General features: G+C 73.2%; 14 protein-coding genes. 11 read left to right on the forward strand and 3 right to left on the reverse strand.

The features are described from left to right. Window positions 1-6: 6 nt before the first annotated feature. Both HNP84_RS00255 and HNP84_RS00260 read left to right on the forward strand, forming a co-directional pair. Window positions 7-1,029, forward strand: a complete 1,023-nt coding sequence (locus tag HNP84_RS00255) for a cobalamin B12-binding domain-containing protein (RefSeq protein WP_185047276.1) — start codon at window positions 7-9, stop codon at window positions 1,027-1,029. Window positions 1,030-1,067: 38 nt separating this feature from the next. After that, a complete protein-coding gene (locus tag HNP84_RS00260) occupies window positions 1,068-1,910 on the forward strand; it encodes a hypothetical protein (protein ID WP_185047277.1) in 843 nt (280 codons plus the stop codon). A 96-nt stretch (window positions 1,911-2,006) separates the two neighbouring features. Here the strand turns inward: HNP84_RS00260 and HNP84_RS00265 are convergent, their stop codons facing one another. Continuing rightward, window positions 2,007-2,363 carry a YciI family protein gene (locus tag HNP84_RS00265; protein ID WP_221335760.1) on the reverse strand — a complete coding sequence of 119 codons (357 nt, stop codon included), beginning with the start codon at window positions 2,361-2,363 and terminating at the stop codon, window positions 2,007-2,009. 217 nt (window positions 2,364-2,580) lie between these two features. Here HNP84_RS00265 and HNP84_RS00270 point away from each other — a divergent pair, with 217 nt between their 5' ends. Beyond that, window positions 2,581-4,362, forward strand: a complete 1,782-nt coding sequence (locus HNP84_RS00270) for an ATP-binding protein (RefSeq protein WP_312923224.1) — start codon at window positions 2,581-2,583, stop codon at window positions 4,360-4,362. Window positions 4,363-4,501: 139 nt separating this feature from the next. Here HNP84_RS00270 and HNP84_RS00275 read toward each other — a convergent pair whose 3' ends face one another. Beyond that, window positions 4,502-5,044, reverse strand: a complete 543-nt coding sequence (locus HNP84_RS00275) for a hypothetical protein (RefSeq protein ID WP_185047279.1) — start codon at window positions 5,042-5,044, stop codon at window positions 4,502-4,504. Window positions 5,045-5,334: 290 nt separating this feature from the next. On the opposite strand from HNP84_RS00275, the gene HNP84_RS00280 reads away from it, so the two are divergent. The 8 genes from HNP84_RS00280 (at window position 5,335) to HNP84_RS00315 (ending at window position 14,760) form a co-directional block, all read left to right on the forward strand. Beyond that, a complete protein-coding gene (locus tag HNP84_RS00280) occupies window positions 5,335-6,390 on the forward strand; it encodes a glucose 1-dehydrogenase (RefSeq protein WP_185047280.1) in 1,056 nt (351 codons plus the stop codon). 104 nt (window positions 6,391-6,494) lie between these two features. Continuing rightward, on the forward strand, window positions 6,495-7,919 hold the full coding sequence (gene gnd / locus HNP84_RS00285; protein WP_185047281.1) for an NADP-dependent phosphogluconate dehydrogenase: 1,425 nt from the start codon (window positions 6,495-6,497) through the stop codon (window positions 7,917-7,919). Between the two features lie 95 nt (window positions 7,920-8,014). Then, window positions 8,015-8,992: a 3-oxoacyl-ACP synthase III family protein gene (locus HNP84_RS00290; protein WP_185047282.1), complete on the forward strand. Its 978-nt coding sequence runs from the start codon at window positions 8,015-8,017 to the stop codon at window positions 8,990-8,992. After that, window positions 8,992-9,732: a glycosyltransferase gene (locus HNP84_RS00295; RefSeq protein WP_246517690.1), complete on the forward strand. Its 741-nt coding sequence runs from the start codon at window positions 8,992-8,994 to the stop codon at window positions 9,730-9,732. Before HNP84_RS00290 ends, HNP84_RS00295 begins: the two co-directional genes overlap by 1 nt. Then, window positions 9,729-10,853, forward strand: coding sequence for a cytochrome P450 (locus HNP84_RS00300; protein ID WP_312923229.1), 1,125 nt, complete (start codon window positions 9,729-9,731; stop codon window positions 10,851-10,853). Before HNP84_RS00295 ends, HNP84_RS00300 begins: the two co-directional genes overlap by 4 nt. Beyond that, window positions 10,850-12,325, forward strand: coding sequence for a class I adenylate-forming enzyme family protein (locus HNP84_RS00305; RefSeq protein ID WP_185047283.1), 1,476 nt, complete (start codon window positions 10,850-10,852; stop codon window positions 12,323-12,325). The genes HNP84_RS00300 and HNP84_RS00305 overlap by 4 nt, the downstream gene beginning before the upstream one ends. A gap of 23 nt (window positions 12,326-12,348) precedes the next feature. Beyond that, window positions 12,349-13,275, forward strand: a complete 927-nt coding sequence (locus tag HNP84_RS00310; RefSeq protein WP_185047284.1) for an NAD-dependent epimerase/dehydratase family protein — start codon at window positions 12,349-12,351, stop codon at window positions 13,273-13,275. Between the two features lie 108 nt (window positions 13,276-13,383). After that, window positions 13,384-14,760 (forward strand): LCP family protein, encoded by a 1,377-nt coding sequence (locus tag HNP84_RS00315; protein ID WP_246517691.1) that lies wholly within the window; start codon window positions 13,384-13,386, stop codon window positions 14,758-14,760. A 45-nt stretch (window positions 14,761-14,805) separates the two neighbouring features. On the opposite strand, the gene HNP84_RS00320 is transcribed toward HNP84_RS00315, so the two are convergent. Then, window positions 14,806-16,062, reverse strand: a complete 1,257-nt coding sequence (locus HNP84_RS00320) for an MFS transporter (RefSeq protein ID WP_185047285.1) — start codon at window positions 16,060-16,062, stop codon at window positions 14,806-14,808. Window positions 16,063-16,075 lie beyond the last annotated feature (13 nt).

Here is a 16,075-nt window from a genome sequence, read left to right on the forward strand (position 1 = left end):
GGCGCCATGGACCTGAAGGCCGCCCAGGACCGCTATCTGGAGCGCGCCGCCGAGGCCGACGCCCGGGGCGCGGTGGACCTCGTGCTCGGGCTGCTGGACGACGGCGTACCGGCCGAGGACGTGCTGCTGCGGGTGATCGCGCCGGTGCAGCGGCGGGTGGGCGAGCTGTGGGCCGCCAACACGTGGTCGGTGGCGCGCGAGCACGCGGCCACCTCCGTGAGCGAGACGGCCGTGGCCGCGGTCGCCGTACACGCGCGGCCCCGGCCGGCGCGCGGCCGGATCACGGTGGCCTGCACCGACGGCGAGTACCACGCGCTGCCCGCCCGCCTGCTCGCCGAGGTGCTGCGCCTGCGCGGCCATCGGGTGGACTTCCTCGGCGCCAGCGTCCCCGGCGGGCACCTGCTGTCCTACCTGCACCAGACCGGCCCCGACGCGGTGGCCGTGAGCTGCACTCTGCCCACCCGGCTGCTGCGCGCCCACGGCCTGATCACCGCCTGCCGCGCGGCGGGCGTACCGGTGCTCGCGGGCGGCGCCGGCTTCGGCCCCGACGGCCGCTACGCCCGGACGCTGGGCGCGGACGCCTGGGCGCCCACCGCCGACGCCGCCGCGGACATCCTGGACTCCGGCGGCCTGCCCGCCTTCCCGCCCGTGCCCGACGGCGCGCTCCGGGTCGCGGACAAGGAGACCGCCGAACTCCTCCGCCGCCGCACCGCCCTGCTCGCCGCGGTGCTGGACGACCTCGGCCGCGCCTACCCGCCCATGTCCGCCTACGACCCGGAGCAACTGGAGCGCACCGCCGAGGACCTGGGCCACATCGCCGACTTCCTGTCCACCGCCCTGTTCGTGGACGACCCGGCCCTGTTCACCGGCTTCGTCACCTGGACCCGCGACATCCTGCTGGCCCGCGGAGTGCCACCGGAACCGCTCGTGACCGGCCTGCGGGTCATGCGCGACCGCCTCCCCGGCCTCCCCCGAGCCCGGGAGCTCCTGACCGAGGGCATCCGCGCCGCCATGGCCGGACTGGCATAATCGGCCATCCCACCAGCCCCCCTCACCCCAGGACGAACATGAGGCGATGGACAACGGTGGCGGTCGCCGCACTGATCGCGTCCGCCCCGGCCGTACTCGCGACCCCGGCCTCCGCCACGGCGGCCCCTGACCCGGTGCAGGCGCTCAAACGCCAGTTCCGCCCCGAGAAGGGCGTCCACATCACCGAGGTCGCCCGCATGACCTACAAGGGCGAGGCGAGCAGGACCCGGGTCTCCGGCAGGATCCAGTTCGCCGCGACCGGCCCCGTCGCCTTCGACGGCACGAGCTACGTGGTCCCCGAGCGGGAGGACGTCATCGCGCCCGTCAACGAGCCGACCGACATGACGCTCGTCGGCCGGCGACTGTACCTGTCGTGGGACGGCCTCCCGGACGGCAAGAAGTGGGTGACCCTGGACCTGGGCGATTTCTTCACCGCGCACGACCTGAGCGCGCAGAGGATCACGGTCCTGAACCCGTCGGTACTCAACGCGATGCTGCGAGGGCGCACCGGCGAGCCGGTCTCCGGCGGCTACTTCTACCAGGGCAAGGTGACCTACGCCGACCTGTACCGGGCCGACCCGAAGCACTACGGTTCGGTGCTGAAGGCCCTGCGGATCAGCGCGCCCTCCAAGCAGACGATCGCCTTCAAGCTCTGGACGAGCCGCGACGGCCTGCCCACCCGCCTGATGACCTCCGAGACCGAGCGGAACAAGCGGACGAGCCGCAGCATAGACACCCGCTACACCGACTGGGGCGCAGAGGTCATCGTCCTCGCCCCGCCCGCCGACGAGACCATTCCCTTCGACGATGTGCCCCTCGACGACCCGGAGCCCAAAGAGATCCTGAACGTCCTCCCGGGCCGCGCCCGCGACGCCGCCTGAGCCCTCACGCGGGCGCGCTCCCGCCTTCGTACAGGGCCGCCTGAGCCCCCACGTGGGCGCGCTCCCGCCACGCGGCCGGGAGCGCGCCCACGGCGCTCAGAGCTTGTTACCCGGCGCCTCGTGCGGCACCGGCCACACCTCCACGGCGTTCTGAGCCGCGAACGGGATCTCGGCGGCGATCTCCAGGGCGCGCTGCTCGCTCGGCACGTCGATCAGGTACCAGCTCGCCAGGTACTCCTTGGCCTCCAGGTACGGCCCGTCGGTCACGACCGGCACCCCCTCGCGCACCCGCACGACCTTGGCCTCGGCCGCGTCGGCGGTCCCGTACGCGCCGAGCAGTTCCCCCGTCTCGGCGTACTTCCGGTTGAACGCGTCCTGCGCCGCGATGGCCTTCTCCGTCTCCTCCGGCGGGAACGACTCCCACAGCTCGGCGTTGCCGTAAATGATGATCATGTACTTCACGACCGATCTCCTCCCGTACCGGCACCCCGTCTGGGCGCCCTTTCACCCACCGGTCGGAACCGGCACGCCTTCCTCGACATCCCACCCCCAAGATTGCGCAAAGAATGCCCGGAAAGTGCTGATCTTCCAGCAGGGCAGGGGGCAGACCTGCGGAAACGTCACATGCTAACGAGCATGCTAACTAACATGCGAGTTAGCATGTAGTTGGGTGGCCGAGGGGACGTTGGGTGGCCGAGGGGACATGGTGCTCGACCCAGAGCTCGCGGAAATCGTCGACAACCTCCGTACCATCGGCGCGGACATCGCCGACGTCGAGGTGAAGAAGGCCCAGGGAGGCCTGCCCAGGTCGCTGCGCGAAACGCTCTCGGCGTTCGCCAACACCCGAGGTGGCGTGATCATCCTAGGGCTGGACGAAACCCAGGGCTTCGCGGCGACGGGCCTGACCGATCCGGCGGACGTGGCCGCGGGTCTGGGCGCCATGTGCGCGGAGGACATGGAACCACCGCTGAGACCTCTTATCAAGATCCATCGGTTCGAGGGCACTCACATACTGGTCGCGGAGGTCCCCGAACTCGATGCTGCTCAAAAGCCCTGCTTCTCGCGGTCCGCGGGCATCACCAAGGGCAGCTACGTCAGGGTCGGCGACGGCGATCGCCGGCTGTCGGCCTACGAGGTGCAGGTCATGCTGTCCTCCCGAGGCCAGCCTCGGGAGGACGAACAGGCCGTACGAGGGGTGGGGTTGGAGCACCTCGACCCCGCAGGCGTGGACGCGTTGATCGGCCGGCTACGCATCAGCAGGCCGTATGCGTTCAAGGATCTCACCCCGATGGCGGTGCTGCGGCGCGCCAAGGTGCTTGTGCCGGACGGCCACGGTGGTGAGGCGGTCTCGCTGGCCGGGCTTCTGGCACTTGGGCGCTACCCACAGGAGCACTTTCCTCAACTGATGGTCACCTTCGTCCACTATCCCACCCCCAGCGGATCGCGACCTGATGCGCGGTTTCTGGACAACGTAACGCTGGAAGGCCCGATCCCGATCATGGTCCGCGACACCCTCGCAGCGATACGTCGCAACATGTCGCGCAGAGCGGTCATCGAAGATGCGGGCCGCGAGGATGTCTGGGAGTATCCGGAGACGGCGCTGCGGGAAGCGGTGGTGAACGCCTTGGTTCACCGTGACCTGTCCACCGGCGCGCGCGGCACTCAGGTCCAGGTCGAGATGTATCCCGACAGATTGCTTATTCGCAATCCCGGTGGACTGTTCGGTCCTGTCAGCATCGACAGCCTGGGCGAAGAGGGCATCTCCTCCGCCCGTAACGCCATTCTCATCAAACTCCTGGAAGATGTCCCCCTGCCCGGTGAGAGCCGTACCGTCTGCGAGAATCGCGGGTCGGGTATCCGGGCCATGCTCAACTCATTGCTGGCCGCGGGCATGAGCCCGCCGCAGTTCGATGACAAAATCTCCTCTTTCGTGGTCCTCTTCCCCAACCACACGCTCCTGAGTGAGGAGATTGTCGGCTGGATCCGCAGTCTGGGAGAGAAGGGTCTGACCGACAGTCAGTGCGTCGCCCTGGCCCTGCTACGCGAAGAGGGAAGCCTCGACAACCGCGCATACCGCAACGCGACCGGTGTGGACTCACGCGTCGCCACCGCCGAACTCCGGGACCTCGTCGCCCGTGAGCTCATAACCCAGTCAGGGACTCGCCGCTGGGCCAGGTATCTGCTGTCCCAGCGCCACACCGAGACGACGGATCAGTCCGCGCGCGCCGACCGCAGGCCGCAACTGCTGGCGGCTCTTGGAGAGCAGACTCTGTCCCGGGCCGAGTTGGTGTCGCGGACCGGACTCGGCGATCAGACGGTCCGGAGGTGGTTGAAGATCCTCCGGGACGAGGGCCTGATCGAGACCGTGGGAAGCCCCAAGAGCGTTCACGTCCGATATCGCCGCACGCGTCAAGAACCACTCTTCCCGCACGGGAACTCGGGGCGCGACTGAGGCAGGACCGTCCGAGCGCAGGTGAGGACGGACGGGCGCGGCCACGGCGGGGCTGAGGGGGCCGCCCGGTAGGGCCGGGGGGTGGCGGGTGGGTTTGCCGCCCGCCACCTGTGCGCGGCCGCGCGAGGACACGCGGGGTTCAGCTTCGGCCCTCTTTGGGGGGGAGGTTGGTGTCTAGCCAGTCGAGTTCGGCCAATAGGCGGTCGGGTGGGCCGGCGAGGGAGGGGTCGCCCAGGGCGAAGTCGAGGGCGTCGCGGGTGGCCTGGTAGCGGGTGGCGGCCAGGAGGCGGGTGCGGGTGACCGGGTCGCGGGCTGCGCCTGCCTCTATGACCGTGGTTCTGGCGGCTGCGGCGAGTTTGGCGGCGAGGATGTGGGTGCGGCGGAACTGGCGGCGGCGGCCGGTGGCGAAGACCCAGGACATCGCGCGTACGAGGCGCATCGGGTCGCGGCCCGCGGCGAGCTGGCGCAGGGCGGCCAGGGCGGCGCGGGGGAAGGTGGCGGCGGTGGCGCGGCGGCGGCACTCGACCTCCAGGGCGGCCAGCCGGTCGACGCGGGCGCGGAGCCGGACGAGCAGGAGCCGGGAGTACATCTCCACGATCTCCTGGCGGCGGCTGACGAGCCGCGGTTCCCACGAGGTTCCGCGTTCGAGCACCGCCTCGTCGCGGCCGGTGCCGAACACCATCTCGTGGGCATGGACACTGCAGGCGTATGTCAGGGCGAGGGTGACGTCCCTGCCCCGTTTGGTGTTCTCTGTCATTGTCGTGCCGGCCGGTTGACGCGGGGTTCTTCGGCGTGGTTCATGGCCCTCCTGAGGGACGCTGCTGCGTGGATGGCCGTCAGCGGCTGGGGAGCCGACTACCTGCAGTATCTCAGGTGTTGGTCGCCTGTGCAGGCGTCACCCACGCAAAAGGGACAAAGCTCGGCGGGGCGCGACCGACGTCTAACCGTTCGTGACCGGGGTATCGCCACCTCATGCGTGCGCTCACCGTGCGGCCGGGCGAGAAGGACTCGCTGGCGGTCGTGGACATGCCCGATCCGGTGCCCGGCGACGGCGAGGTGCTGGCCGAGGGGCTGGCGCTGGGGATCTGCGGGACCGACCGGGAGATCGCGGCGGCGGAGTACGGCTGGGCGCCGCCGGGGGCGGAGCGGCTGGTGCTCGGGCACGAGTCCCTGGGCCGCGTACGCTCGGCGCCCGAGGGGTCCGGGTTCGCCCGCGGTGATCTGATCGTCGGGGTGGTGCGGCGGCCCGATCCGGTGCCCTGCCCGGCGTGCGCGCACGGCGAGTTCGACATGTGCCGCAACGGCCGCTACACCGAGCGGGGGATCAAGGAGATCCACGGGTACGGCAGCGAGCTGTGGACGGTGGAGGCCGGCTACGCGGTCAAGCTGGACCCGGCGCTGGAGCGGGTGGGCGTGCTGATGGAGCCGGCCACCGTGCTGGCCAAGGCGTGGGACCAGATCGAGCGGATCGGGGCGCGGGCCTGGTTCGGGCCGGAGCGGGCGCTGGTGACGGGGGCCGGGCCGATCGGGCTGCTGGCGGCGATGATGGGCGTGCAGCGCGGCCTGGACGTGCACGTGCTCGACCGGGTGACCGAGGGGGCCAAGCCCCGGCTCGTACGCGAGCTGGGCGCGGAGTACCGTACCGGCGCGCTCCGGGACGCCTGCGACGGGATCAAGCCCGACATCATCATCGAGGCGACCGGCGTCGGGCCCCTGGTGTTCGAGGCCATGGCGAACACCGCCGCGGCGGGGGTCCTGTGCCTGACGGGTGTGTCGCCGGCCGGGCGTCACCTGTCGGTGGACGCCGGGCTGATCAACCGGGACATCGTGCTGGAGAACGACGTGGTGTTCGGGTCGGTGAACGCGAACCTGCGGCACTACCGGTTGGCCGCCGAGGCGCTCGCCCGCGCCGATCAGGGCTGGCTGGAGGCGCTGATCACCCGGCGGGTGCCGCTCGACCGGGCGGAGGAGGCGCTTCGTCCCGCCCCGGACGATGTGAAGGTGGTCCTGGAACTGCGAAGCGGGTGAGCCGGACCTCGGCGAGCCACCGTATCTCCGGAGAGTGGAGACTATCCACTGGGCGGGCCGATGTCCGCCCGCAGGACTCGCGGAGAGACGGCAAGGAGCCGATCATGGCGGAAAAGGCAGTCATCGGGGTCACCGGCCTGGCGGTCATGGGCCGCAACCTGGCCAGGAACTTCGCCAGGCGCGGCCACACCGTGGCCGTGCACAACAGGACCTTCGCCAAGACCAAGGCGCTGGTGGAGGAGTTCGGGGACGAAGGCACGTTCCTGCCCGCGGAGTCCGCCGAGCAGTTCGTCGCGTCGCTGGAGCGGCCCCGCCGCCTGGTGATCATGGTCAAGGCGGGGGCGCCGACCGACGCGGTCATCGACGAGTTCGCGCCGCTGCTGGAGCCGGGCGACATGATCGTGGACGGGGGGAACGCGCACTTCGCCGACACCCGGCGGCGGGAGGCGGCGCTGCGGGAGCGGGGCCTGCACTTCGTCGGCACCGGCATCTCGGGCGGCGAGGAGGGCGCGCTGAACGGGCCGAGCATCATGCCGGGCGGCTCGAAGGAGTCGTACGCCGCGCTGGGCCCGCTGCTGGAGAGCATCGCGGCCGTGGTGGACGGCACCCCGTGCGCCGCGCACATCGGGCCCGACGGCGCGGGCCACTTCGTGAAGATGGTGCACAACGGCATCGAGTACGCCGACATGCAGCTCATCGCCGAGGCGTACGACCTGCTGCGCAACGCGGCCGGGCTGGAGCCGGCCGAGATCGCCGAGGTGTTCCGGTCCTGGAACACCGGGCGGCTGGACTCGTACCTGATCGAGATCACCGCCGACCTGCTGGCCCACACCGACGCGAAGACCGGCAGGCCGTTCGTGGACGTGATCCTGGACCAGGCGGAGCAGAAGGGCACCGGGCGGTGGACGGTGCAGACCGCGCTGGACCTGGGCACTCCGGTGAGCGGCATCGCCGAGGCGGTGTTCGCCCGGTCGGTGTCGGGGCACGCCGACCTGCGCGCCGCGGGGCGCACCCTGCCCGGTCCCGGCCGCTCGGCGAAGGCCGATCTGTCGCCCGACGACGTGGAGAAGGCGCTCTACGCGTCGAAGATCATCGCGTACGCGCAGGGGTTCAACCAGATCCAGGCCGGCAGCCAGGAGTACGGCTGGGGCATCGACCTGGGCACGACCGCGACGATCTGGCGGGGCGGGTGCATCATCCGGGCCAAGTTCCTGGACCGCATCCGGGCCGCGTACGAGGCCGACCCGGGCACGCCGACGCTGCTGACCGACGACCACTTCGCCGAGGCCATCGGCGAGGCGCAGGACGCCTGGCGGAACATCGTGGCGACTTCGGCGAGGCTGGGCGTGCCGACGCCGGGCTTCTCCTCGGCGCTGGCCTACTACGACGCGCTGCGGGCCGAGCGGCTGCCGGCCGCGCTGACCCAGGCGCAGCGCGACTTCTTCGGCGCCCACACCTACCGCCGGGTGGACCGCGACGGCGTGTTCCACACCCGCTGGGAGGCCGGTCGGGTGGAGGTGGAGTCCTGACCTTCTGAGCCGGAAACCCCTGGTCGTCCGGCCTGAGCGCAGGCGTCAAGCCGTTTGCAACCCGCTTTCGATAGGTTTGCGCGCATTCAGGTCGGATGACGGAGGGGTTGCGGTTGAAGGCCCGTATTTCAGGGGTCGCCACCTATCTGCCGGAGCGCACGCTCACCAGCGGTGAGGTCGAACAGCGGATCGAGGGCTACGTCCCCCATCCCGGCATCGTGGAACGGCTGACCGGCATCCGGCAGCGGCACGTGGCGCGCGACGACCAGCAGGCGTCCGACCTGGCCGCGGAGGCGGCGCGCGAGCTCGACCTGGACGGCGTGGACCTGCTGATCTTCGCCTCGGCGTCGCAGGACATGATCGAGCCCGCGACCGCGCACATCGTCTCGGCGAAGCTGGGCCTGTCCTGCCCGGTCTTCGACGTCAAGAACGCCTGCAACAGCATCCTGAACGGCATCCAGGTCGCCGAGGCGCTGATCCGCACCGGCGCGTACGCCAAGGTGCTGGTGTGCGGCGGCGAGGTGCCCTCGCGCGCGATCCGGTGGCGGATCAGGGACCGGGCGCAGTTCGTGGACGCGTTCGCGGGCTACACGCTGTCCGACGCGGGCGCGGCGGTGCTGGTGACGGCCGACCCGCACCGCGGCATCTTCTACCGCGACTTCTCGGCCGACAGTACGGCGTGGGCCGTCGGCACGCTGCCCGGCGGCGGCACCGCCCACCCCCGCGACCCCGAGTTCTCCTACTTCCGCGGCGACGGCCGCCGCCTGCGCGAGGCGTTCGAGCTGGTCGGCCCGGACCTGTTCCTCAACGCGCTCAAGCGCACCGGCCTGAGCTGGGACGACTTCGCCGTGGTCGCGGTCCACCAGGTGGCCATGCCCTACCTGCACTTCCTGGCCGGGGCCCTGGGCATCCCGGACGACCGCCTGGTCGTCACGCTGCCCGAGCACGGCAACTGCGCCTCCGCCACCCTGCCGCTCCAGCTCGCCCAGGGCGGCTGGTCGCCCGGCGACCGGGTGGCCCTGCTCGGGCTGGCCGGCGGGATCAGCCTGGGCGTGATGCTGGCGGAGATGTGATGGCCGAGATGAACCTGTGGGTGATCGTCCCGGCCTACAACGAGGCGGCCGGGATCGAGGGCACCCTGAAGGCCCTGGCCGCGCAGGACGACACCGGCTTCACCCTGCTCGTCGTGGACAACGCCAGCACCGACGGCACCGCCGAGGTCGTGGCGCGGCACGGCGTCCAGGTGATCCGCGAGGAGCACAAGGGCACCGGGGCCGCCTCCGACACCGGCATGCGGTACGCGATCGCGCACGGGGCCACCCACCTGGCCCGCACCGACGCCGACTGCCTGCCCCGCCCCGACTGGGTGCGCAACATCAAGCGCGCCTTCGGCGACGGGCTGGAGCTGGTCGGCGGGCAGCTCCGGCCGCGTACCGACGAGTTCCGGCTCAAGCTGTGGGAGCGCCGGCTGATCCCCGCCGTGGTGGCGGTGGCGGCGCTGTTCGGCCGGTTCCGGCCCGGCAACCGCGACCCCGCCTACCTCGGCCCGTACGTCATGATGCCCGGCGCCACCATGGCGATCACCGCCGGCCTGTACGAGCGGTCGGGCGGCTTCCCGCGTACCGCGATCGAGGAGATGCACGAGGACCGCGCGCTGGTCAACCGGGTGCGCAAGCTGACCAGGGCGTACGCCTCACGCCGCGACGTGGTGGTGTTCGGGTCGGTGCGCAGGCTGCGGGCGTACGGGCTGGTGGGCACGCTCGGCTGGTACGCCGACCACCGCTACCGCCCCGAGGTGATCGACGTCCGGTGATCGACCACGAGCGCAGGCTGTACCTCGCGGCGCACCCGGTCGCGTACCCGCTGCTGCGGCTGCTGGCCAGGCTGGGCCCGGTCGTGCGGGTGCCCGGCCTCGGCGTCGTGGTGAACGACGCCGCGACCGCCCGCGCGGTGCTGATGGACGAGCGTTTCCGCAAGGACGGCCCCGGTTCCCCGGGCGACCTGTGGACGCCGGTGCTGGGCCCGTCGGTGCTGCTGAACATGGAGGGCCCGGCGCACCTGGCGCTGCGCCGCAAGCTGGCGCCGCTGTTCGCGCCCGCGTACGTGGCGGGCCTGGTCGAGGACGTGCTGCGCGCCCCGCTCAAGGAGCTGGACGAACGGCTGGCCCGCGGCGACCGGGTGGACCTGGTGGACGCGATGCGGCTGATGGCCGGGGCGGTGATCTGCCGGGTGATCGGCCTGGGCGAGGTGCCGGAGGCCAGGGCGCGGGAGCTGTTCGCGGACGGCGAGCGGGTGGTGGCGATGGTGTCGCTGCGCTCGCGCGGCCTGTCGCCGCGCCAGATCGCCGTGGCGCGCGAGGTGCTGGACCGGATCGGCGACATCGCCGCCGCCGCGTACGCCGAGGGCGACGAGACGACCGTGATGGGCCGGATGCGGGCGCTCGGCCTGTCGGAGGCGGAGGCGCGCGGCGCGGCCGGGGCGTTCTTCCTGACCGGCACCGAGACCGTGGCCACGTTCGTGCCGCGCCTGGTCGCGCTGATCCACGACCACGGGACCCGGGTCACCGACCTGGACGCGGCCATCGAGGACGCCATGCGGGTGACCACCCCGACCCCGGTCATGCTGCGCTCGGTGGCCGAGCCCGCCCGCATCGGGCGCGCCCGGGTGCGGCCGGGCGACCGCGTGATCATCGCCACGCACAACTGCGCCCGCGCGTACGGGCCGTTCGACCCGGACGCCGCCCGGCCGCCGGAGGTGCGCCGGCTGTGGTTCGGCGCGGGCCCGCACTTCTGCATCGGCTACCCCCTGGCGCTGGCCGAGATCCGCGCGGTGGCCTCCGTGGTGCTGGCGCACCGGCCCCGCGTCGTGGCCCGCCGCGCGGCCCGCGGCGTGCTCATCCCCACCTACCGGAACCTGTGGATAACCGCTTCATGATCATGGACATTGTGGCCGGCGTGCTGGACACCGCACGCCGCTCCCCCGGCGCGGTCGCCGTGATCGACGGCCGCGGGCGGCCGGTCACGTACGGCGAGCTGCGCGAGCGCGTGCTCGCGGTGCGCGCCGCCGTGACCGTCTCGCGCCCCGGCGAGGGTGTGCTGTTCGCCGTACGCCCCGGCCCGGAGGCGGTCGCGCTCGCGCTGGGCGCGGTCGCCGCGGGCGGCATGCTCGTCCTGGTGGACCCGGGCGTGGCCCCGGACGTGTTCGCGGCCCGGATGGCCGCCGCCCGGCCCGGCTGGGTGGTCACCGAGTCGCTGCTCTATCTGCTCAGCGGCCCGCTGGCGGGCCTCGCCCGGCGCCGAGGGCTCCAGCTCCCGCGGCTGGCCGACCCGGTGCCGGGGACGCCGCTGCGGCACGTCTACACCGGGCCGTGGCTGCCGGGCGTGCCGCGCGGGGCGTACCGGCTGAGGCGCGGCCCCGCCCCGGAACCCGAGGACGGCGCCGGCGAACAGGACGCCGTGGTCGTGTTCACCTCCGGCACCACCGGGCAGCCCAAGGGCGTGGTGCATTCGCGCGCCTCGCTGGCCCGCGGCGTGGACATGTTCCGGGCCGCGTTCCCGCTGGGGCCCGGCGACGTGGTGCACACCGACCAGCTCATGCTGGGCCTGCCCGCGCTGATGGCCGGGGCGACCTGGTCCCTGCCCGGCTCGGCCGGCCGTTTCGCGGCGGAGCTGGCCGAGCGCCGCGCCACGCACGCCTTCGCGGTCCCGGTGCGCCTGGACGCCGCGCTGCGCGCCGCTGGAACGCTCCCGGGCACGCTGCGCCACCTGCTGCTCGGCGCCGCGCCCGCGCCGCCGGCCGTGCTGCGCCGGGCCGTCGCCGCCGCGCCGAACGCCGAGGTGCTGTCGGTGTACGCGATGACCGAGGCGCTGCCGATCGCCGTCGCCACGGCGGAGGAGAAGCTGGCCTGCCAGGAGGGCGACCTGCTCGGCGCGCCCCTGCCCGGGGTCGGCGTCCGGATCGCCGAGGACGGCGAGCTGCACGTCTCGGGCCCGCACCTGGCCCGCCGCTACCTGGGCGGCCCGCCGCTGGCCGAGGTGCCGACCGGCGACCTGGTACGCCTCGACGCCGAAGGCCGGCTGGTCCTGCTCGGCCGCAAGAAGGACATGATCCTGCGCGACGGCGTGAACATCTACCCCGGCCTGTACGAGCCCGCCGTCGCCGCCTTCCCCGGCGTCGCCGAGGCGGCGATCGTGGGCCTGGCCGACCCGGAGACGGGGGACGAGGAGGTCGTGCTGGCCGTGGTGCCCGCCGACGGCTACGACGAGGGCAGGCTGCGGGCCGCGCTGCCCGGGTTCGTGGACGCCGGGGCCCTGCCCGATCGCATCGTCGCCCTGCCCGCCCTGCCCCGCTCCGGCCGCGCCGCCAAGCTGGACCGCGCCGCCCTGCGCGAGGCGGTCCGGGCATGAGACCCGGGCATGAGGACCCAGGCATGAGGACCATGGTCGTGACCGGGGCGTCCGGGTTCGTGGGCGGGGCGGTGTGCCGGGCGGCGATGGCCGAGGGCTGGGACGTGCGCGCGTTCGGGCGGCGGCCCGAGGTGCCGCCGGAGCACGTCGGCGGGGCGCCGTACACGGCGTGGGACCTGACCGCCTACCGGGTGCCGCGCGTGCCCCGGGCCGACGTGGTGATCCACTGCGCGGGCAGCGTGACCGACTGGGGGCCGCCCCGGGAGATCTGGGCCGCCAACGCGGGCGGCACCCGCGCGGTCGCCAAGGCGTTCCCGTGGGCCAGGTTCGTGCACGTCAGCACGGCCAGCGTGTACGACCCCCGCCGCCCCACCGTGCGCGCCAGGGAGGACGAGGCCCCGGTGCGCCGCTACGTCAACGCCTACGGCGCCTCCAAGGCGACCGCGGAGAACCTGGTCCGCGACCGGGCGATCGTGCTGCGCCCGCACGCCGTCTACGGGCCCGGCGACACCACGCTGCTCCCCCGGGTGCTGGCCGCGGTGCGCGGGCGCCGCCTGGTCGCGGTGGGCGACGGGCGGCAAGCGATCAGCCTGACCTCGATCGGCAACCTGGTACGCGCCTGCCTGCTGGCCGCCGCCGGGCCGGTGGAGCGGGGCGTGTTCAACGTGACGGACGCCGAGCCGGTCACGCTGGACTGGGCACTGCGGGAGATCCTGCGCGAGCGCGGCATCGCGGCTGAGCCGCACTACCTGCCCCTGCGGCCGGCGCTCGCGGCCGTGGCGGTGGGCGAGACGGTGTACCGGCTGCTGGGGGTGCGCCGCCCGCCGCGGCTCACCGCGTACGCGGTCGGCCACCTGGCCGTGGAGCGGACCCTGGACATCTCGGCGGCCCGCCGCGCCCTGGGCTACGACCCGGCCCCGACCTCCTTCGCCGGAGCCGCCGCCTGGTGACGGCGCTCCCCTGACGGGGCGACACGCCGACCGGACCTCCGACCCCGGCGAACGCACCCCGCGTCACTACTCTGTCACGAAAGGTGACGGACGGGGAGAAGCGCGAGGATGGCGGGCAGCGGCCGGCGGTTCGGCCTGGCGGCGGGCATGGCGCTCACGCTGGGCTCGGCACTGGTCTGGGGCCTGGCCCACCTCGCCACGCGCCGTCGTGCGGCCGGGCTCACGCTGCTCGCGGCGGAGGCGCTCCTCGGCCTGCTCGCGCTGCTGGTCACGGCCGGCGACCGGGGCTGGCTGCTGGTGCTGGCCGTGCAGTCGGGCTGGCTGACCGGGCTGACCACCGCGCTGCTCGCGCTCGGCCTGGGCTGGGCCGGGCTGATCGTGCGCTCCTGGTACCTCGTCCGCCCCGCCGACCTGTCCAGGTTCGGGCGGGCGTTCGGGACCGTGGTGGTGACCGCGCTGGCCCTGCTGGTCGTCGCGCCGATGGCGTACGGGGCGCGGCTGGCGTACGTCTCGCGGGGCGTGATCGCGAGCGTGTTCGACCAGAGCCCGCCGGACGGGGCGGCCGACGACCCGTGGGAGGGCACGAAGCGGGTGAACATCCTGCTGCTCGGCGCGGACGCGGCGCCCGGCCGGCCCGGGGTGCGCACCGACAGCATGACGGTGGCCACGATCCACGTGCGCACCGGGCGTACCGTGCTGTTCGGGCTGCCGCGCAACCTGATGCGGGTGCCGATGCCGGCCGGCCCGGCGCGCGACCGGTTCCCGTACGGCTTCACCGGCGACGGCCCGCAGACGCCCGGCATCCTCAACGAGGTCTTCCAGTACGCCGAGGACCATCCCGAGATCGTGCCGCACACCCCGGCGGGCCTGCGCGGCCCCTCGCTGCTGAAGCGTACGGTCAGCGGCATACTCGGCCTGCCCGTCCACTACTACGCGATGGTGGACATGAAGGGCTTCGCCGAGCTGATCGACGCGATGGGCGGGGTGCGGATCACGGTCAAGGAGCCCATCGTGTACGGCCGCGACAGCGAGGGCTACATCCCGGCCGGCACCCGGCGGCTGTCGGGGGAGGCGGCGCTGTGGTTCGGCCGCTCGCGTACCGACAGCGACGACTACGCCCGGATGGCCCGGCAGAAGTGCCTGCTCAACGCGGTGGCCCGGCAGGCCGATCCGGCGACGCTGATCCGCGGCTTCGACCGGCTCGCGAGGGCGGCCAGGCGGGCGGTGGCCACCGACATCCCGCAGCGGCTGCTGCCCGCGCTGATCGAGCTGGCGGGCAGGGTGCGCGAGTCGAACATCACCAGCCTGCAGTTCGTGCCGCCGCTGATCGACACCGCGTACCCCGACTACGACCTGATCAAGCGGACAGTGCGCCAAACCCTGGCGACGGAGCGCCGCGCGGGCGCCGCGGGCGCGCACCCCGGCTCGGGCGGCCCTTCGCCGTCGCCCACGGGCGGGGTGTCACTCGACGCCGTCTGCGAGTGACCCCGGACCAGAAGCCCGAACCAGAAACCCGGCCAGGAACCCGGATCAGGAGGGCTCCAGATCCCGCCAGGGCAGCAGCAGCACGGTCCCGACCAGCAGCGCCCCGGCCACCCCGATCGCGGTCCTCGGCCCGGCCAGGGCGGCGATGAGCCCCCACAGGGCGGTGCCCGCGGCGATGGCCGTACGCGTGGTGATGGTCCAGGCGGTGAGCACCCGCGCGACCGCGCCGTCCTCCACCCGCTCCAGCCGGTACGCCGCGAAGACGGGGGTGAACACCCCCATACAGGTGATCATGGCCAGCTCCACCCCCATCACCAGGGGCAGCCCGCCCCACCCGGCCCCGACGCCGGCCAGCCCGGCGAGCCACGGCACCCGCGCGACCCCGAACCCGAGCAGGATCCTCCGCCGCCCGAACCGCCGCTCCAGCGGCCGGGCGAGCCGCGCCCCCACCACCCCGCCCAGGCACGGGACGCCGAACGCGAGCCCGTACTCCAGGGCCGTGAAGCCGAGGTCGTGCAGCAGCAGGTAGGTCAGCGGCGGCGCGGATGCCATGATCAGCGCCGAGACCAGCACCGTGTTGCCGAACAGCAGCCGCAGCACGCGGTCCGCGAGGATCATCCGCCATCCCTCCGCGACCGCTCGGAACCTCGGGCCTCCTGGCTTCGGGGCCGAGGGCACCACCTCGGGCGCCGAGATCGCCCGGACCCCGGCGGCGGACAGCAGGTGGCCCACCGCGTTGAGCACCACCGTGACGACGGGCCCCACCGCCCCGACCAGCGCCCCGCCCACCGGAGGCCCCACCGCCGTCGAGATCCACATGACGGTCTCGAACCGCCCGTTGGCCCGGACCAGGTGCCGCGCCGGCACCAGGGCCTTCAGGTGCGCCCCACTGGCCCCGACGAAGACGATGTCGGCCACGGCCACGACCATCGCCACGGCGAGCATCTGCGCGTAGCTGAGCGCGCCGAGGGCGTACGCGGCGGGCACGGTGAACAGCGCCAGGCACCGCACCACGTCGGCCCGGATCATCAACGGCCGCTTCGCCCGGAACTCGATCCACGGCCCGAGCGGCACCGCGAGCAGCGCCCCCACCGCCCCGCTCGCCGCCGCGAGCAGCGACACCTGCGCCGGACCGGCGTCCAGTACCATGATCGCGATCAGCGGAAAGGCGTCCAGCGCCAGCCGCGTCCCTAGCGTGCCGGCCGCGAAGGCCGCCCACAACCACCCGAAGTCCCGCCCCATCGCATCCCACCCCGCCCGCCCCGCCCGCTCGCCCACCGACCAGCGATCCAACACCCGCATCCCCCGGCCGGAC

The organism is Thermocatellispora tengchongensis, from assembly GCF_014202315.1.
Lineage (GTDB): Bacteria > Actinomycetota > Actinomycetes > Streptosporangiales > Streptosporangiaceae > Thermocatellispora > Thermocatellispora tengchongensis.